Source organism: Aeromicrobium sp. CF4.19 (assembly GCF_051262555.1).
Classification (GTDB): domain Bacteria; phylum Actinomycetota; class Actinomycetes; order Propionibacteriales; family Nocardioidaceae; genus Aeromicrobium.
In genome coordinates, this window is sequence record NZ_JBIMEU010000003.1 from 160,353 (window position 1) to 179,081 (window position 18,729).

The 18,729-nt window shown below is 70.2% G+C and carries 14 protein-coding genes and 1 pseudogene; 3 read left to right on the top strand and 12 right to left on the bottom strand.

What is annotated here, in order from left to right:
- Window positions 1-2: 2 nt before the first annotated feature.
- The 4 genes from ACHAAC_RS08445 to ACHAAC_RS08460 are packed head-to-tail and all read right to left on the bottom strand — an operon-like array spanning window position 3 to window position 4,880.
- On the bottom strand, window positions 3-1,589 hold the full coding sequence (locus ACHAAC_RS08445; RefSeq protein ID WP_435715684.1) for an alpha/beta hydrolase: 1,587 nt from the start codon (window positions 1,587-1,589) through the stop codon (window positions 3-5).
- Window positions 1,586-2,719 carry a DNA polymerase III subunit delta' gene (locus ACHAAC_RS08450; protein WP_435715685.1) on the bottom strand — a complete coding sequence of 378 codons (1,134 nt, stop codon included), beginning with the start codon at window positions 2,717-2,719 and terminating at the stop codon, window positions 1,586-1,588. The genes ACHAAC_RS08445 and ACHAAC_RS08450 overlap by 4 nt, the downstream gene beginning before the upstream one ends.
- A complete protein-coding gene (tmk, locus tag ACHAAC_RS08455) occupies window positions 2,716-3,354 on the bottom strand; it encodes a dTMP kinase (RefSeq protein ID WP_435715686.1) in 639 nt (212 codons plus the stop codon). Before tmk ends, ACHAAC_RS08450 begins: the two co-directional genes overlap by 4 nt.
- Window positions 3,355-3,407: 53 nt before the next feature.
- Window positions 3,408-4,880, bottom strand: a complete 1,473-nt coding sequence (locus tag ACHAAC_RS08460) for a carboxypeptidase regulatory-like domain-containing protein (RefSeq protein ID WP_435715687.1) — start codon at window positions 4,878-4,880, stop codon at window positions 3,408-3,410.
- 93 nt (window positions 4,881-4,973) lie between these two features.
- Here ACHAAC_RS08460 and ACHAAC_RS08465 point away from each other — a divergent pair, with 93 nt between their 5' ends.
- Complete coding sequence (locus ACHAAC_RS08465) at window positions 4,974-5,600, top strand: Pr6Pr family membrane protein (protein WP_435715688.1); 627 nt, start codon at window positions 4,974-4,976, stop codon at window positions 5,598-5,600.
- Between the two features lie 19 nt (window positions 5,601-5,619).
- Here ACHAAC_RS08465 and ACHAAC_RS08470 read toward each other — a convergent pair whose 3' ends face one another.
- The 4 genes from ACHAAC_RS08470 to ACHAAC_RS08485 all read right to left on the bottom strand — a co-directional run bounded on the left by ACHAAC_RS08470 (window position 5,620) and on the right by ACHAAC_RS08485 (window position 11,194).
- Window positions 5,620-6,534, bottom strand: a complete 915-nt coding sequence (locus tag ACHAAC_RS08470) for a hypothetical protein (RefSeq protein WP_435715689.1) — start codon at window positions 6,532-6,534, stop codon at window positions 5,620-5,622.
- A gap of 6 nt (window positions 6,535-6,540) precedes the next feature.
- Entirely contained in the window at window positions 6,541-9,291 is a 2,751-nt protein-coding gene (gene topA, locus ACHAAC_RS08475; protein WP_435715690.1) for a type I DNA topoisomerase, read from the bottom strand.
- A gap of 279 nt (window positions 9,292-9,570) precedes the next feature.
- Window positions 9,571-10,065 (bottom strand): hypothetical protein, encoded by a 495-nt coding sequence (locus ACHAAC_RS08480; RefSeq protein WP_435715691.1) that lies wholly within the window; start codon window positions 10,063-10,065, stop codon window positions 9,571-9,573.
- A gap of 199 nt (window positions 10,066-10,264) precedes the next feature.
- Window positions 10,265-11,194 (bottom strand): CPBP family intramembrane glutamic endopeptidase, encoded by a 930-nt coding sequence (locus ACHAAC_RS08485; RefSeq protein ID WP_435715692.1) that lies wholly within the window; start codon window positions 11,192-11,194, stop codon window positions 10,265-10,267.
- A 162-nt stretch (window positions 11,195-11,356) separates the two neighbouring features.
- Here ACHAAC_RS08485 and ACHAAC_RS08490 point away from each other — a divergent pair.
- Together ACHAAC_RS08490 and ACHAAC_RS08495 are read left to right on the top strand one after the other, a co-directional pair.
- A pseudogene (locus tag ACHAAC_RS08490) lies at window positions 11,357-11,512 on the top strand (TetR/AcrR family transcriptional regulator); the annotation flags it as partial.
- Between the two features lie 69 nt (window positions 11,513-11,581).
- The gene (locus ACHAAC_RS08495; protein ID WP_435715977.1) at window positions 11,582-11,965 is read left to right on the top strand and encodes a hypothetical protein; all 384 of its coding nucleotides are present in this window, start codon (window positions 11,582-11,584) and stop codon (window positions 11,963-11,965) included.
- A gap of 175 nt (window positions 11,966-12,140) precedes the next feature.
- Here ACHAAC_RS08495 and ACHAAC_RS08500 read toward each other — a convergent pair whose 3' ends face one another.
- The 4 genes from ACHAAC_RS08500 to ACHAAC_RS08515 form a co-directional block, all read right to left on the bottom strand.
- The gene (locus tag ACHAAC_RS08500) at window positions 12,141-13,613 is read right to left on the bottom strand and encodes a DUF7059 domain-containing protein (RefSeq protein WP_435715693.1); all 1,473 of its coding nucleotides are present in this window, start codon (window positions 13,611-13,613) and stop codon (window positions 12,141-12,143) included.
- 73 nt (window positions 13,614-13,686) lie between these two features.
- A complete protein-coding gene (locus ACHAAC_RS08505) occupies window positions 13,687-16,140 on the bottom strand; it encodes a sodium-translocating pyrophosphatase (protein WP_435715694.1) in 2,454 nt (817 codons plus the stop codon).
- An 89-nt stretch (window positions 16,141-16,229) separates the two neighbouring features.
- On the bottom strand, window positions 16,230-16,571 hold the full coding sequence (locus ACHAAC_RS08510) for an anti-sigma factor antagonist (protein WP_435715695.1): 342 nt from the start codon (window positions 16,569-16,571) through the stop codon (window positions 16,230-16,232).
- A 167-nt stretch (window positions 16,572-16,738) separates the two neighbouring features.
- On the bottom strand, window positions 16,739-18,418 hold the full coding sequence (locus ACHAAC_RS08515) for a flavin-containing monooxygenase (RefSeq protein WP_435715696.1): 1,680 nt from the start codon (window positions 18,416-18,418) through the stop codon (window positions 16,739-16,741).
- Window positions 18,419-18,729 lie beyond the last annotated feature (311 nt).

Genomic DNA, 18,729 nt, shown 5'->3' on the forward strand with positions numbered 1-18,729 from the left:
GGCTACTCGGCGGGGCAGGTGAGGTCGTTCTCCGGGACGGTGCCCTCGGCGAAGAAGGCATCGACCGCGTCGGTGATGCAGGGGTTGCCCGAGGTGTAGGCCGTGTGTCCCTCGCCCTCGCGGGTCACCAGCACCCCGACGTCCTCACCGAGCTGCTCCACGAGCCGGCCGGCGTTCTCGTACGGCGTGGCAGGATCGCCCGTCGTGCCGATCACGACGATCGGTGGTGCTCCGGCGGCGTCGATCTCGACCTGGGGGGTCTGGGACTCAAAGCCCAGGTCGGAGCAGGCGAGCGTGCCCCAGCCCATCGGCCCGCCGAAGACCGGCGAGGCCTCGTCGAAGTCGTCGAGCAGGTCCTTGGTCTCCTCCAGCGAGGGCCGGTCGCGCTGGTCCAGGCACGAGATCACCGAGATGACCTCGCCGGTGTTGCCGGCGTACGTGCCGTCCGGCTGGCGCGAGAAGTAGGCGTCGGACAGTGCCAGCAGGACCGTGCCGTCACCCTCGAGCGCCGCCTGCAGGCCCTGCGTCAGAAGACGCCACGTCTCCTCGTCGTAGAGGGTGACGGCGATGCCGTAGAAGGCCTGACCCTGGCCGAGCTGGCGGTCGTCCAGGCGGCTGGGCAGGGGCTCGTCGGCGAGCCCGTCGAAGACGTCGACGAGGCGGTCCAGCGCGGCGTCGGCATCGCGGCCCAGGGGGCATTCCGCGGACTCCACGCAGTCGGCGATGTACGCCTCGACCGCCTTCTGGAACCCACGGGCCTGGCCCAGGCTGCCCTCGATGCCGTCCTCGGCCGGGTCCACCGCGCCGTCCAGCACCATGCGGCCCACGTTCTCGGGGAACAGCGTGGCGTAGGTGGCGCCGATCTGGGTGCCGTAGGAGACACCGAACCAGTCCAGCTCGTCCTGGCCCATCAAGGCCCGCGCGACGTCCATGTCGCGGGCGACCTCGGCCGTGGAGACGTGATCGGCGAGCTCGCCGGAGAGCTCTCGACACCCCTCCCCGAAGGCTTCGGTCTCCTCGCGCAGCGCCTCGATCCCGGTGGTGTCGTCGACGTCGGGGTCGGACTGGCCGGCGAGGTAGTCGTCGAAGTCTGCGTCGGACAGGCAGTCGATCGGGGTGCTCTCACCCACGCCACGAGGATCGACGCCCACGACGTCGTACTCGTCGGTGACCTCCTCGGGCAGGAGGCCGGCGGCGGTGCCGGCGAAGTCGATCGCCGATCCACCCGGGCCTCCGGGATTGACGAACATGACCCGGTTCCCGTCACCGGACGCCGGGATGCGCCGCATCCGCAGCTCGGTGACCTCACCGTCCGGCTCCTCGTAGTCGACCGGCACCTCGATCGTGGCGCACCGGTCGTCGCCGCAGTCCTCCCAGTCGACGTCCTGGGAGTAGAAGCGCTCCAGGTCCTCCGGGACCCCCTGCGCCACGGGTGCGGGGTCGGCGGCGGAGTCCTCACCCCTCAGGGCGACGTACGCCCCGGCACCGACCGCGGCGACGAGGACCAGGGCCAGGACGGTCCCGACGATGACGGTGCGGGCGGCAACGCCCTGCTCGGGACGACGCGGGGTGCGAGGCAGACGAATCATCGGGGCAGGAACTCCATCATCATGCGTTCGAGGACCAGCAGCGGCGCTGCGTTGGCGGTGAGGGACTCTCGGGCCTCGACGATCGCATCGATGCGGGCGACGGTCGACTCGACCGTCCACACCCCCGCAGCGGAGCGGACCGACTCGGCGACGTCGGCGTTGACCAGGGCGGCCCGGGGCGCCTGCTGGGCGACGACGACGTCGCGGCAGAAGGAGAGCAGGTCCAGCAGGACGCCGTCGATGGCGTCGCGGGTGAGCCTGGTCCGGCGGCGCTTCTGGTCCTTCTCCAGCGACGAGAGCGACCCGGCGTACCCGGTGGGTCGCCGACCACGCTCCTCCACGCCCCAGGACTGCTTGAGGTCGTCGAGCTCGCGCTCGTCCGCGGCGTCGGCGATGGCGGCGGACCGCTCACCCGCCTCCTCGTGGATGGACTGGGCGGCGGCCAGGCAGTCACCCAGCGTGCCCAGCCCGGCCGGCAGCGCGAGGATGCGACGGCGACGCTCCCGCGCCTGTGGGTCACGGGCCAGGCCGCGCGCCCGGCCGATGTGGCCCTGGGACGCGGCCGCCATGGCTCCGGCGAGCTCGGGCTCGACGCCGTCGCGCTCGACCAGCAGGCCGGCGATGGCCTCGGCGGAGGGTGTCCGCAGCAGGACGGGGCGACACCGCGAGCGGATGGTGACGATGACGTCCTCCATGGCGGGGGCGCACAGCATCCACACCGTGTACGCCGAGGGCTCCTCCACCGCCTTGAGCAGGGCGTTGGCAGCCTGGTCGGTGAGCCGGTCGGCGTCCTCGACGACGAGCACCTGCCGGCGGCCCAGCGCCGGCCGCAGCGCCGCCTTGCGGACGTACTCGCGGGCGACGTCCGTGCCGATGGAGAGGCCGTCGGTGCGGATGACGGTGATGTCGGGGTGGCTGCCTGCGCGGGCAGTGGTGCACGAGCGGCAGTGCCCGCACCCGCCCTCCTCGCACTGCAGGGCCGCGGCGAAGGAGAGCGCCGCGTTGGAGCGACCCGACCCCGGCGGCCCGGTGAACAGCCAGGCGTGGGTCATGCTCGCTGCGTCCTCGACCGCACGCTGCAGCGTCTGCACGACCGGTTCCTGACCCACCAGCTCGTCCCAGACACTCATCGGGCCTGCTCCAACCACGGCTGCAGCGCGGCGCGGACCTCGTGGTGGATCCGCTCGGCGGGGCCGTCTGCGGCGACGACGAGATAGTGCGCAGGGTCGGCAGCGGCGAGCTCGAGGAAGTGCTCACGGACGCGGTGGTGGAACTCCAGCGGCTCGGCCTCGATCCGGTCCGGGCTTCCGGCGCGACCCAGCCCGACGGTCGGGTCGACGTCGAGCACCACCGTGAGGTGCGGGCGCAGCCCCGCGGTGGCCCAGCGGGCGACCTGTTCGAGCTCCGCGGCGTCGATGGCGCGGCCGGCGCCCTGATAGGCCAGCGTCGAGTCGACGTAGCGGTCCGTCACGACCACCTCACCGCGCTCCAGGGCAGGGAGCACGACGGAGTCGACGTGCTCAGCCTTGTCCGCAGCGTAGACGAGCGCCTCCGTACGAGGGGAGAGCGATCCGGTGGCCGGGTCCAGCAGGATGCGACGCAGCTGGGCGCCCACCCCGGTGCCACCAGGCTCACGGGTCGCGAGGACCGCATGACCTTGATCGTGCAGCCAGTCCACCAGCAGCGTCGACTGGGTGGACTTGCCACCGCCCTCACCGCCCTCGAGGGCGACGAAGACGCCCGAGTCGGTGAACAACGGCAGCATGGGGCGAGCCTAGTCGGCCCCTGGGACGGGCGGGCCCGCGACGTCGCGGGCCCTCAGCGCCCGAGGGTCGCCCGGCCACGGAACCGCGACGCGAGCAGCAGCCCACCGACCGCGACCAGACCGAGACCGGCCAGCAGCAGCGGCGCAGACGCGCCTCCGGCGCTGGGCAGCCCCGAGGCCGTGCCCGGTCCGGGGGAACCGCCGCCGACCGGGGCTCCGGGAGCCTCCGGCTCGGGTGCGGACGGGTCCGGCGGCGTGGGCGCGACGTCGGTGGTCTCGAGAACGAAGTCGAGCTCGACGTCCGTGCCGTCCTCGTCGATCGTGACGACGCGCTCCCCGCCGCCGACCACCTCCGTGCCCTCGGGTGGGTCCACGGTGACGGTGTACTCACCCGGCGGCAGGACGGGAACCTCGTAGGAGCCGCCGACGTCCGTGGTCGCCGTCTGCTCGGACCCGTCCGGCCCCGTGACCGTGATCTCGACGTCGGCCACCGGATCACCGTCGGTGTCGGCGACGATGCCGCCCACGGTCCCGGTGACGGCCTCCAGCTCGACGTCGACGACGGCGTCGGTCTCGGAGAGGTCGGCGGTCTGCGTCGACTCCCCGACGGTCCGGCAGCCCTCGGGCGTCGCGACGGTGACGGTGTGGTCGTCGTACGTCGAGACGTCGTCGAAGCCGTACGTCCCGTCGTCGGCCGTCGTGGTGGTGGCCAGCTCGGTGCCGTCGGCCGCGGTCAGGACGACCTCCAGGCCGCCCACCGGGCACTCGGGCGTCCCGGCGACGGTGCCGGACACGTCGCGCGAGAGCGCGGCGAACCAGGTCTGGTAGGCGGGGTTGCCGCGCCGCTGCGTCGAGGTGACGGTGACCGTGCTGATCGGGACCGTCGGCTCGAACCACGCCGCCGCGCCGTTGGTGTCGACGTCGGAGGTCGTCTCGAGACGCCCGGTCGTCCCGTCCCAGCTCGGCACCGGCCGCTCGGAGTCATCGGTTCCGCAGACCGAGGTCCCGGGCCGCGGCGGCGCTGCACAGTAGTTGAAGCCCCCGCGGAACCCGAGGTCGGACAGCGCGACCGGCTGACCGTCGGGACCGGTCGCTGCCACGTCGAGGAACTCAGAATCGATGTCGCCGAGCACGAAGGTCCAGCCCTGGGCCGGGGTCGGCTCCTCGAAGGTGTAGGTGGTGGTCGAGGGCGACTGGGGGTTGTTGGCGGCGGGCCGCAGGCTCAGGTAGGGCCGGTCGCGGCTGGTGCCGTAGACCGCGCCGGGGTCGGTGGCCTCACCGAGCCAAGTGCTCCCACCCACGGCCACACGCGCCGGACCGGCGGTGTCCGAGAGAACCTGTGCGTCAGGGAATCCGAGCACCTCGGTGGCCACCACCTGACCGGTCGACTGCCGGTCGGCGTCGTCGAAGACGAACTCGATGTCGGACCAGTGCCCTGTGGTGTCGGCCGTGGCCGGCGCCGCACCCGCCAGCGCCGTCGTGGCCACCATGGACGCCGTCAAGACGCTCGCTGCCAGTCGTCTCATCGACGGCTCCCCCCGGACTCGTGTGTGCCAGAGTCTGGCACGCCCGATGCGGAGCTGACCATCACCCTGACCGCGGAGCGGCATGATGACCTCATGACGCCCTCCCCGGTGAGCCGCTGGACGCACGCCGGCCTCGCTGTCCTGGCTCTCGCAGCGCTCCTCGGGCAGGGCGTGCTGGTGCTGCGCGCGGGCGACAGCGTCGTCGACTTCTTCAGCTACTTCACGATCCAGTCCAACCTGCTCGTGCTGGCGGCCGCCGTGGTCATCGCCTCGGGTCGTCAGCCGGACACCACGTGGTGGCGGCTGCTGCGCCTGGCCGGCCTGGTGGGCATCACGGTGACCGGCATCGTGTACGCCACCCTCATCGGCCCGAACGTCTCCTTCGAGGGCGCGGCCTGGTGGTACGACAAGGTCTTCCACTACGTCGTGCCGATCGTCGCGGTGATCGGCCACGTCGCGTTCCGTCCCCGCACGACGTTCCGACGGGCCGACGTCGTCGTGCTCGTGTGGCCGATCGCCTGGCTGGCGTACACGCTGGTGCGGGCCCGGGTGGGATCGCCGGAGTTCGCGGCCGTCGGCGGTCCGTCGCGCTACCCGTACGACTTCCTGGACGTCGACGCCCACGGAGGCGCTGCCGCGGCCCTCGGCTGCCTCGTCGTCACTGCCGCGATGCTGCTCGTCGCCTGGCTCTACGTCCGCCTCACCCCGGCCCGAGCCTGACGGCTGCGCGCGGGACAGGTCAGCCGTCCTCCGCGGAGGCCGTCTCCTCGATCGTCAGCACGACGCCGAGGTCGGTGGCGCGGGTCCTGGCCGCCGTCAGGCTCCCGCCACCCGCCTCCGGCTCGATGCTCAGGGTCGGCTCCCTCTCGGTGGCGGCGACGGAGACCTGGGCGTCGTAGTGCACGACCGTGGTCTCGGTCGTGACGGCCTCGAGCACCTCGCCGATGTCCTCGAGCCCGGCGCACCCCTCTTCGGCGGGACTCTCGACCCGGGCCGAGTCCCGCGAGACGTCCCTCGGCTCCTGCTCCGCGAGGTCGACCGGCCCCGTCCTGACCTCCAGCCGCCTGACCTCGGACAGCAGGTCGGGGGCCGCACACAGCTCACGCCACACCTCGAGGGCGTCGGCCCCGGTGCTGAGCCGCGTCAGGGCCGGCGAGGGCTCCCAGATCGTGGGCCCGCTGCCGAGGGCCACGATGTCGCGCCCTCGCTCGATCCGTTCGGCGACGAGCTCACGGACCGCGGTCTCGTCCGGGGCGGGACGGCCGACGTCGAACGGCGCGGCCGCGACGGACTCGGCCCCGTCACCGGAGCGCGCAGGGAAGCGGGCGACGAGGTCGTAGCCGACGAAGTCATCGACGTCGTGGTGCATGACCGCCCAGACCTCCTCGACCATCTGCCGGGGCGTGAGGTCGGGCCGCAGGTCGATCGTGACCGTCGCCTCGCCGGACCAGGGCAGCGTGTTCTGCGAGGTGACCTCGAAGTCGGCCAGGCCCTCGCGCTCGACGAGGAAGGGGGTGAACTGGGCCTCGAAGGCCGAGCCGGCGTTCACCGGACCGCAGGCCGCGACCGACCCGAGGGTCAGGACGACGACAGCGGCCCCGACGGTCCGACGGCGCGTGGCCACACCGAGGCGAGGCGGTCCGACGTCGTGCACGTCCGGTCAGCCGGCGGAGGACGACTTCGTCGCGGCGGCCTTCTTCGCCGGAGCCTTCTTCGCGGTCGCCTTCTTGGTAGCGGCCTTCTTGGCCGCCGTCTTCTTGGCCGGGGCCTTCTTCGCCGTCTTCTTGGTGGTCTTCTTCGCGCCCTTCTTGGCCGTCTTCTTGGCTGGGCCCTTGGCACGGCGCTCGGCCAGCAGCTCCTGTGCGCGCTCGGCCGTCAGGGTCTCCAGGTCGTCTTCCTTGCGCAGCGTCGCGTTGTACTCACCGTCGGTGACGTACACCCCGAAGCGGCCGTCCTTGACGACGATCGGCTGACCGCTGACCGGATCGTCACCCAGCTCCTTCAGCGGCGGCTTGGCAGCAGCGCGACCGAACTTCTTCGGCTGGGAGTAGATGGTGCGGGCCTGCTCCTCGGTGAGGGTGAGCAGCTGGTCCTCGGTCTCCAGGGAGCGCGAGTCCGAGCCCTTCTTCAGATAGGGCCCGTACCGGCCGTTCTGTGCCGTGATCTCCGTGCCGTCGACGTCGGTGCCGACGACCCGGGGCAGGGTGAGCAGCGTGACGGCGTCCTCGAGGCTGAGCGAGTCCAGGTCCATCGAGGCGAACAGGCTGGCCGTGCGCGGCTTGGTGCCCTTGGCGGCACCCTCCGGCAGGGCCTCGGAGACGAAGGGGCCGTAGCGCCCGTTCTTCGCGACGAGGTCCAGACCGGTCTCGGGGTGCGTCCCGAGCAGCTTCTCCTGGCCGGCGGGGTTGGCGAGCAGCTCCTTGGCCTTCACCAGCGTCAGCTCGTCCGGGGGGAGGTCCTCGGGCACGTTGGCGCGAGTGGGGACGTCCTTGCCACCCTCGCCCGGCACCATCGGCGGACCCTCGACGTACGGGCCGTATCGACCGACGCGCAGGTCGATGCCCTCGCCGATCGGGAACGTGGCGAGCCCACGGGCGTCGATGTCCGGCAGGTTGTCGATGAGCCGCTTGAGACCCGTGTCGTCGTCGCCCTCGCCGGACCAGAAGCCCTGCAGCACGGTGACGCGGTCCTCTCGTCCACCGGCCACCTGGTCGAGCACGCCCTCGAGCTCGGCGGTGAAGGAGTAGTCGATCAGTCGACCGAAGTGCTGCTCCATCAGGCGGGTCACGCTGAAGGCGATCCACGCCGGGACGAGCGCGGTGCCCTTCTTGTAGACGTAGCCACGGTTCTGGATGGTGCCGATGATGGAGGCGTACGTGGAGGGCCGGCCGATGCCGCGCTCCTCGAGCTCGGTGATGAGCGAGGCCTCCGTGAAGCGCGCCGGCGGCTTGGTCTGGTGCCCGGCCGCGCCGAGCTCGACGGCGGCGACGGCGTCTCCCTCGGCGACGTTGGGCAGCCGGATCTGCTGGTCGTCGCCCTGCTTGTCCGCCTCGTCGTGGGACTCCACGTAGGCCTTCAGGAAGCCGTGGAAGGTGATGGTCCGTCCGCTCGCGGCGAAGACGGCGTCCTGGCCGGAGGTGGCCGTCGCCCCCAGGCGGATGGAGACGCTGTTGCCCTTGGCGTCCTTCATCTGGCTGGCGATCGTGCGCTTCCAGATGAGCTCGTACAGGCGCGCCTCGTCGCCGCGCAGGCCGGTCTGCTGGGGCGTGCGGAACGACTCACCCGCGGGGCGGATCGCCTCGTGGGCCTCCTGGGCGTTCTTGGAGGACCCGCCGTAGGTGCGCGGGGCGTCGGGGAGGTAGTCGCCGCCGTAGAGCTCCTTGACCTGCCGGCGGGCGGCGGTGAGCGCCGTCTGCGACAGCGTGCTGGAGTCAGTGCGCATGTAGGTGATGTGCCCGCCCTCGTAGAGGCGCTGGGCCACCTGCATCGTGCGGGCCGCCCCGAAGCCGAACTTGCGGGAGGCCTCCTGCTGCATCGTCGTGGTGCGGAACGGGGGGTAGGGCTTGCGCGTGTAGGGCTTGGACTCCACCGAGCGCACCCCGAACGCCTGGTCCCGCAGGCCCGTCGCGAGCTCGCCGGCAGCGGCCTCGTCGAGGTGGACGACGTCCGACTTGGCCTTCAGGGCGCCGTCTTGGCCGAAGCTGGAGCCGCCCGCCACGCGCTTGCCGTCGACGGTGAAGAGCTTGGCGGGGAAGCGGCTGGGGTCGTGCTGCTCACCGGCGTCGAACGTGGCCTCGAGGTCCCAGTAGTCCGCGACGCGGAAGGCCATCCGCTCACGCTCACGCTCGACCACCAGGCGCGTTGCCACGGACTGCACACGACCGGCGGACAGGCCGCTCATGACCTTCTTCCACAGCACCGGGCTGACCTCGTAGCCGTAGAGCCGGTCGAGGATGCGCCGGGTCTCCTGCGCGTCGACGAGGTCCATGTCGACGTCACGGGGGTTGGCGATCGCGCGCTGGATCGCCTCCTTGGTGATCTCGTTGAAGACGATCCGCTTGACCGGGACCTTCGGCTTGAGCTCGTCGAGCAGGTGCCACGCGATGGCCTCGCCCTCGCGATCCTCATCCGTGGCGAGCACTAGCTCGTCGGCGTCCTTGAGGAGCTTCTTGAGCTTGGTGATCTGCGGCTTCTTGTCCGCCGAGACGACGTAGACGGGCTCGAAGTCGTTGTCGATGTCGACCCCGAGCCGGGCCCAGGACTCGCCCTTGTACTTGGCCGGGATCTGGTCCGCACCCTTGGGAAGGTCACGGATGTGACCGACCGATGAGTCCACGACGTACCCGTCGCCGAGGTAGCCCGCGATGCTGCGGACCTTGTTCGGCGACTCGACGATGACGAGCGTGGTCACGATTCTCCCTCTGTCCGAACGAGTTGGGGGTCGGACGCGGCATACGCTAACGCGTCCTGTCAAGACTTTTCACATCGAGCCGCCGGGGGCGTGCGCCGGGGCGCAGGCGGAGCACCGGGCCAGACAGGGCACACGGCGACGCTCAGGGGCCCGACGCGGGTCGTCGCGGGGCAGGACGGCCTGCGGCTCACGAGCCCGCTGCCCCTCCGCAACCCTTCGACGCATGCCGCCGTCGCAGGGAGTCTGCGGGTTCGGCTCGCGAGTCGACATCGACCGTCACTACCTTCGTGAGAGGCACCCGACCCCGGTCCCGTGGCGGAGGACCGCGCCGGCGGCTGCGCCGAGGCCGAGGACCAGGTTGAGCCAGAGGGGGAGCTTGACGGGCGAGTCGAAGGTACCGATCGATGCTGCGATCTGAGGGATCTGCGATATGGGTTCGGCCGCCTGGAGCAGCCCGAGAACAACGCCGATGACCAACATGACCACCGAGATCGTCCCGACGAAGACGCTGGCAGTGGGGTGACGGCGAGCGAAACCCATCCGGCGCCCCTCGGCCGACTTCGGATCGGGCACCAGTGGCCGTTCCGTTCCATCATCCGCGACGAAGTGGCAACGTCGCATGCCATTCTGGCTGATGCGTACCTCGATGTGACCACCCTCGACCGGGAACCTCGCGGGCAACCTCGACGTGAACCGTAGAGCTCCATCGACGTACAGCCCGGCCCGCACCACGGAGTCGCTGTCACCACCGTGCCTCACCTCCACGGTGTGCACCACAGGCCGTCCGCTCACGGTGAGAGTGATCGCCAACACGGACCGTCGTGTCAGCTGCCACCACCGGAAGGGCTTGAGCGGGCGTCCGTCGGCGGGCTTCGAGCGCCGCGCCAAACGACGATCATTCCACCTTGGGCTCACGCTCGTCTTCCTTCCATCCGGGGGGCCCTCACTCGGCTCGCCGCCACGACGACTGCGCTCAGGACGCGGGCGTCCGTGCGGGGCCACTCTTGCGCGTCATCCACCAGACGATCGCCGTGGCGACGATGATTCCGGCGCTCGGAATCAGGTTCTCGATCGAGCCGACAGCTGTCTCACGGCCTTCTAGCTCCCCACCGAGGTCGAGGTGCAAGGTCGTCGCGAGCAGCAGGGCCAAGTTGTAGACGCCGTGGAGCACGACAGCGACCTCGAGGCCACCGGTGCGCCACGTCACGATCGCCATCGCCGCGAACAGGACCAGGTACGACGTCAACAGGTACGGGTCGACCGTGCCGTGGACCAAGGAGAACAACACGGTCGTCACGATGACGCCGAGCACGAGACCGACGCGGGCGCTGCGAGCCCATCCGCCCACCACTCGGAACATGAGTCCCCGGAACCCGTACTCCTCACCCGCCGCGGCGAGCGGGCTCACGAGGAGTCCACTGAGGAACAGGACGATGAGGTCCGAGTCCGTCCACTCGATCTTCGCGCCGCCCTGCAACGCCGCGATGGCGACCGTGATGAGGACGAGTGGCCCGAGGGCGAGCAACGTCTTGCCGAGCACTCCGACCCGGAACCGGCCCGTCACCGAGTGCAGGGATCCGGGCGATACTCCGTAGAGCACGCGCTGCAGCAGCATGGCCCACGGGATGAGCAGCGCCAAGGAGAGTGACCCGGCGACGTGACGCAGCGGCGTGAACTCCTCCGTGCGCCCGAACATCTCTTCGTCGATCACCTTCGACAGCTCGACGAAGATCACCGAGAAACCGATCATGCCCGCGAAGAGCAGCACGATGGTCAGCAGACCACGTCCGATCCGCCGCTTGTCACCGGCCAGTACCCGGTGGTACTCGACGTCAGCCGGCACGCCTCGCGCCGGCAACGGCAGATCTTCCCGTGTCAGCCATGGCTGCTCGGTGGTCGTCATGATGCTTCCCCTCAGGTGGTGTCCGGCGCTGTGCGCACTCGGAGGCGTTCAAGCGTTCGACGTGCTCGAGCGTCACCGCAGATGCGTTTTAGTACACTGTGCCAATGGCGCTTCGGACATTAGCACAGTGTACTAAAACGCACCGTGGAGGTAGGACACACAATGCGTGAATCTGCACCAAGCACCAGAGACAAAATTCTCATCGCCGCGGCCACGATGCTCGCGGAGAACCCGACCGCGCGACTCAGCGTCCGGGCCGTCGCTGCCCACGCTGGAGTCAGCGCCGGCTCTCTGCGGAACTGTTTCCCGACACAGCGAGAACTGATCGACACCGTGGTGGCTGGGTTGCACTCGCTCGATCTCCCGGACGATCCGATGGACACCGCCATGAGCCCGTCCGAGCGCCTCGAAGCCTGCCTCCATCTCCTGCTCGCCGAGGTCGGCGCTGGAGAGGCAGCCCGTCGATACGTCGACTCGCTCCACCGCGCCTACGTCGTCTCTCCCCCGGACGATGACGCCGTGCACACGTTCGCCGCACTCGAGCGCCTTGCCGTACAGCGAGTCGAGCGCTGGCTCACCGCGCTCCGCGACGAGGGTGCGCTGGTGACGGCTGACCTCGAGCAACAGGCACGGTTCCTCGTCTCCCTCGTGAACGGCCTCGCACTCGAACGCGCGCTCCCGGGAGCGCGGGCTCGGCACACGTACGAGCTGTCGACCCTGAAGATCGCCGTGTCGTCCGTGGTGATGACCGAGGGGACGAGCTCGCCGTAGGCGGACGACGAGGCGGTGGGCAGCTCAGTGTGTTCCGGTCGCCCTGTCGCCGCGGACGTGGCCGCTGTGTCGGCTCATCAACGCGCCCGGGGCGTCGTCACCTGGGGAGAGGTAGGTGCTGCCAGTGGCACGACTGTCCTCATAGACACCAGCCCGACCGTGCCCACCGTCGAAGTCAGCGCAGGAAGCCCTCGGCGACGAGCTCGTGCACGACGGGTCGGTAGGACTCGCGCAACTCGCCGGCGTCCCGGTCGAGCAGGGTTGCCAGGGCGTCGAGCACCTGGCCGGCCGTGAGGTCTCCGTCGAGCGCGCCCACCAGCCCCGCCTCCACGGTGTCGACCTGGCGGGCACGGCGTGGGCCGGCTCCGAGCCGCAGCACGATGGCCTCGGGATCGGTCGAGCCCGCCGGACCGAAGGTCTCCTCGACGAGCCCATCGCCCTGGCGCCAGTGCACGTCGAGCACGTCGTCCGTCGCCGTCAGGCGGTCACTGCGCTCCGCCCAGGCCAGGACCGCGTCACCCATCGGCGGGACGACCTCGTGCTGCCACGTCTCGAGCCCCACGACGGGAGCCTCCCGACCCGCGGCCCGCAGGCTGATCCAGCCGAAGGCCATCGCCTCGACGCCCTGCTCGGCGAACCAGGAAAGCCACTGGTCGTAGCGCGCCAGGTAGTCGGGACCGTGCCGCAGCCCGGCGTCGGCGAGCCACATCTCGACGTAGGCGGGCAGGTCCACCACCTCGCGCTGGACGACCCAGGCGTCCAGGCCCGTGGGGGCCAGCCAGCCGGAGATCCGCTCCTCCCACGGCTGCCCGTCGACGTGCATCCAGCTCCCCAGGACCTGGCACCAGCCTCCGGGAGCGAGGTGGTCCACCGCGCCGGCGACGACCGAGCGCACCACGTCGTCGCCCGGCAGTGAGCCCTCGCGGTAGACGAGCCGCTCGTCGCTCGGCGGAGAGACCACGAAGGGTGGGTTGGTGGCGATGAGGTCGAACCGTTCGCCCACGACGGGCTCATAGAAGGAGCCCTCCCGCACGTCGACCGCGACGCCGTTGAGCCGTGCCGTGAACCGCGCCGCCCACAGCGCCCGCGGGTTGACGTCGGTGGCGACGACGTCGGCCCCGTGGGCGGCGAGGTGCAGGGCCTGCACGCCGCACCCGGTCCCGAGGTCGAGCGCCCTGCCCCCCGTCTGCCCCGCCTGCCCCGGGCGCGGCGAACGCACCGTGAGCTGGGCCAACGAGCTGGACGCCTCGCTGATGCCGAGCACGTGCTCGGGGCCGACCTCGATCGGCGCAGTGTCCAGTCCGGGCGTCAGGTCGCAGACGATCCACCAGTCGTGGTCCTCGTCGCCATAGGGCCGGACGTCCACGAGGGCCCGGACGACGCCACCCTCCGCAGCGAGCAGTCCCTCGGCGGTCATCGCGTCGACGAGGCCGGGCAGCGCGCGGTCCGCGTCCGACCGCCCCACCGGCACCTGCAGCTGGAACAGCCGCACGAGCGTGGAGAGCGGCGAGCCGTCCCCGGTCGCGCGCCGCGCCGGGGTGGTCTCGTTGCGCAGCAGGGCGCCGTGGGCCGCCGGGCCCAGCAGCGCCTGCACGGCGTCGACGGTGAAGCCTGCCTGCTCCAGGGCGTCCCGCAGCCGTTCGATCATCGCCCCACCCTGTCAGAGCCCGGGACGACCGAGCCCGGCCACGACGACGCGTGGACGGGCCCGGCCGCAGTGGTCACGCGCTGGGCGTCGGCTCCGGGTCGTGCAGCGTCGGATCGACCGCCCCGGGCTCCTGCGCGTCGCCGATGGCGATCGGGCGGCGCTTGGAGATGTAGACCGCGACCACGATGATCGCCGCCGAGACGCCCGCGATGGAGTAGCGCACCCAGGGGCTGTCGTCGGCGCCGTAGCTGTACTGGACGATGAGCGGCACCGCCAGGAGGGCGACCAGGTTCATCACCTTCAGCAGCGGGTTGATCGCCGGTCCGGCCGTGTCCTTGAACGGGTCGCCGACGGTGTCGCCGATGATCGTCGCCTCGTGGGCGAGCGAGCCCTTGCCACCGTGGTTGCCGTCCTCCACGAGCTTCTTGGCGTTGTCCCACGCACCACCGGAGTTGGCCAGGAAGACCGCCATCAGCGTGCCCGCCCCGATCGCACCGGCGAGGTAGGCGCCCAGCGGGCCGATGCCGAGGCCGAAGCCGACCGCGATGGGAGCGAAGATCGCCAGGATGCCCGGCGTCGCCAGCTCGCGCAGCGAGTCCCGCGTGCAGATGTCGACGACCTTGCCGTACTCGGGACGGCCGGTCCCCTCCATGATGCCGGGGATCTCGCGGAACTGGCGGCGCACCTCGTACACGACGGCTCCGGCGGCGCGGCCCACGGCGCTGATCGCCAGGCCGGTGAACAGGAAGACCACCGAGACGCCGATCAGCAGGCCCAGCAGGTTGGCCGGGTCGGTGATGTTGATGACCCCACGCAGGACCTCGGCCGCCGCGGTGGTGTCGACCTGCTCGCCGAGCTCCTCGGCCGCGGCCGGGTCGGTGAAGGCCGCCGTGGCGATGGGGCTGAACGCGTCCCTGATCGAGTTGGCGAAGGCCCCGAACAGGGCCGTGGCGGCGAGCACCGCGGTGGCGATCGCGATGCCCTTGGTGATGGCCTTGGTGGTGTTGCCCACGGCGTCGAGCTCGGTGAGGATCTGCGCGCTCTCCGCATCGATGTCGCCGGACATCTCGGCGATGCCCTGCGCGTTGTCGCTCACCGGGCCGAAGGTGTCCATCGCGACGATCACGCCGACCGTCGTCAGCAGGCCGCAGCCGGCGAGCGCCACGGCGAACAGGGCGATCGTGATCGAGCCCCCGCCCAGCAGGAACGCCCCGTAGACCGCCGCGCCGATGACCAGCGCGGTGTAGACCGCGGACTCGAAGCCGACGGACAGGCCGGAGAGGATCACGGTGGCCGGCCCCGTCAGCGAGGTCTTGCCGACGTCCTTGACCGGACGCGTCTCGGTGCCGGTGAAGTATCCCGTCAGGGCCAGGATCACCGCGGCCAGGACGATGCCGATGAGCACGGCGATCATCGCGATGAGGCGCGGGTCGCCGTCGAACTCGGCGAGGTTCTCGGTCTGGAAGAACTGCACGAGCAGCGCGTCCTCCTGCGTCTCCGGCTCGCCGCCGACGCCCTCGAGGGCGCTGAAGCTGGAGGGCAGGTAGAACCACGCGAACAGCGATGAGGCGACTGCCCCGACGAAGGCCGTGATGTAGAAGGAGCGGTTGATCGTCGTCAGACCGCTCTCGCCGACCTTCCCGCGGGTCAGGAAGACGCCGAAGATGGCGGTGATCGCACCGATCGCGGGGATCACCAGCGGGAAGACCAGGCCCTGCTCGCCGAAGGCGACCGAGCCCAGGATGAGCGCCGCGACCAGCGTCACGGCGTAGGACTCGAACAGGTCGGCCGCCATGCCGGCGCAGTCGCCCACGTTGTCACCGACGTTGTCGGCGATCGTGGCGGCGTTGCGCGGGTCGTCCTCGGGGATGTTGTTCTCGACCTTGCCGACGAGGTCGGCGCCGACGTCGGCGGCCTTGGTGAAGATGCCGCCACCGACGCGCATGAACATCGCGAGCAGCGCGGCCCCGAAGCCGAAGCCCTCCAGGACGGTGGGCGCCTCTCCCTTGTAGATGAGGACGACGGCCGCCGCGCCCAGCAGGCCGAGGCCCACCGTGGACATGCCGACCGTCCCGCCGGTGCGGAAGGCGATGCGCATCGCGGACTCGCGCCCCTCGTTCTGGGCGGCGGCGGCCACGCGCACGTTGGCCCGCACGGCGAGCCACATGCCGAAGTAGCCAATCAGGGCCGAGAAGAGTGCCCCGAAGAGGAAGGCCACCGAGCGACCGATCTTGATGTCGAGGTCGCCGGGCAGCAGGAACAGCAGTCCGAAGGCCAGGACGACGAAGACGGCCAGGGTCTTGAACTGCCGGGTCAGGTAGGCCGAGGCGCCCTCCTGCACGGCCAGGCCGATCTCCTGCATCTTCGCCGTGCCCTCGTCGGCCGCCAGGACCTGGGAGCGGAACAGCACCGCGAAGACGAGGGCGAGGACACCCACTCCCGCGACGAGTGCCACGTAGGTGGTGTTGGCGGTGGAGAGACCCAGGTCCTCCGCCGCTGCTGCCGCAACCAGTGTCGCGTCGGACATGCCAATCCTCCAGTGCTCAGGGACGTACCGGAGCCTAGGCAACCACGAACGGTGTGACGCGCGCTACACCGTGTCCGGCGTGGCGTCGATCACGCGCTCTCGGCGCAGGCCTGCTCGACGCTCCCGTGCAGCCCGAAGACCTTGTCCAGACCGGTGATGTCGAAGATCTTCAGGATGCGCTCGTGCGTGCACACGATGTCCAGCGACCCGCCGTCGGCACGGACGCGCTTGAGGGCACCCACGAGGACCCCGAGACCGGTGGAGTCGAGGAAGTCGACCTGCTCGACGTCGATGATCAGCCGCAGGCGACCCCGGTCCACGGCCTCGATCACGGCCTCGCGCAGGCGCGGAGCGGTCATCACGTCGATCTCACCGCCGACCTCGATGATCTCGAACGGTCCCTCGGTGCGTGTCTTCAGCGACAGATCCATCGGTGTCCTTCCTCCCGCGCACATCCAATCACGCCGTCGGAGAGTCCGCCTCCGCATCGGCATGACCTGACCACGATGCACGCACCCCCGCCCTGTGGAGCCGGGAGGCGGCAGCGACTCCCGCCACGGGAAGGACCCCGCGACGCCGCCGCTCTGCGACCAACGTGCTACGTCGGGGATCTCGCTGCATCGGGATCACGGTCGCGATGCGTGACGACATAGTCATCAAGATCCACCCGCCGCGTCATCTCCCAGTACTCGAGGGTCGTCCACGGCATGTTCGTGGTCACCCGACCGTGGCGGTTGCGATACCACGTCCCCGCGGAGGTCACGCTCCACACCATTCCTGCGAGCCGTTCGTCGAGACTGCGGTTGTACCGTTCCATTGCCTCCGGTCGAACCTCCAGCTCGGACCACTGGCGCTCGATCATCGTCTTGATGGCCTCGACGATGTAGCGCGACCATGTCTCGGCCTGAAAGATGAGACTGCCGCCTGTGGCGATATTCGTGTTCGGGCCGTACATCACGAAGAAGTTCGGAAAGTCCGGGACCGTCATTCCCAGGTGCGCCCGGGGGTCGTCCTCGCCCCAGGAGTCCCGGATCGTCTGACCGCCGCGGCCGGTCACTTCATAGGACGCCAGCATCCTGCTCGCCTGGAATCCGGTCGCCAACACGCACACGTCTGTGGGCCGGCGCACGCCGTCCGGACCAACCACGTCTCCTCCGTCGAAGGCCAGCTCCCTTGCGCCTGGCACCAGCTCGACGTTCGGCCGACGCAGCATGCGATACCAACCGTTGTCACGCAGCATCCGCTTGGAGAACGGCGGATAGTCGGGGACGACTGCCGACACCAGGTCCTGGCGGTCTCCGAGCTCGGCGCGGATGTACGCGGTCAACTCGGCCCGAGCTTGCTCATTCTCGGCGCTGATCGTGTCGTGCTCACCTGTCCACTCAGGATCGACGAGCTGGGCTTGTCGGTTGACGTCGTTCTGCGAGAGCAGGGTCCGAGCCCGGAACCAGCGGGCATAGGCGGGGACGTTCTCCAGAAGCCAATGCTCGCCCTCGCTGACCGAGGTCAGATAGTTGTCCACCCCAGTGATCCAGTGCGCCGTCCGCTGGTAGATGGTCAGCTGCTCGACATCCGCGGCTATCGCCGGCCCGATCTGGTTCGCGCTCGCCCCGGTGCCGACCAGAGCGACGCGTCGGCCGTCGAGATCGATGTCGTCGCGCCACTGCGCAGCGTGCACGACCTCGCCGGTGAAACGCTCGATGCCTGGGTAGTCGGGGACGTGTGGCACTCCGAGCAGACCGGCCGCACTGATGACCACGTCACCGACGACCTTGAACGATTCGCCCGAAGCATCAGTTCCGCAGACGACCCACCCCTGGGCACCCTGGTCGTACGTGGCGGAGGAAACCCGCGAACCGAACCGGGTGTTCTCCGTGATGCCACTGTCACGAGCGGCCTCTTGAAGATAAGCGAGAATCTCGGGCTGCTTCGCGTAGAACTTGCTCCAGTGCGGGTTGGGAGCGAACGAGAACGAGTAGTAGTGGCTTGCGATGTCGACACCACAACCGGGGTAGGAGTTGTGCAGCCAGGTGCCGCCGAACGCAGGCGCGCTCTCGAGGATGGTGAAGGGGATGCCGAGCCGTCGAAGCCGGCGAGCGGCCGTGATGCCCGAGCTTCCGCCACCGATGATCACCACGTGGAAGTCCCCAGCTTCGGGGGGCCGGCCAGTGGACCAGAGGACCTCGTCCTCGGTGGACAGGGCCATCTCCTTGAGCAGAAGGTCTTCGTGGCCTGAAGGGGTCGAGGGGCCCGCGGCCATCGAGACCAGCTCGCGCACGACGTCCTCCGAAGCAGCTGCGCCGTCGTGGGCGAGGAGGGCATCGGCAAGGCGCTCCCGGATCCCCCGGGCGACCTCGTCCGGGAAGTTGTGCTCCCAGGGCGCCGGGCCGGTGACGTAGCGCGACCACAGTCGGACGTCGGGGTCACCGGTGAGCTCGGCGAGAGTCAGGAGCTCGGACGGCAGCTCGCCATGTTCGAGGACTGAGATGAGCTTCTCGCGACTCAATGCGGTCGACTCGGTAGTGGTCGACATGGTGGTTCTCCTCGTCGGTATACGAGCTGATGGCGGGACATCATGACTGCGCGGTC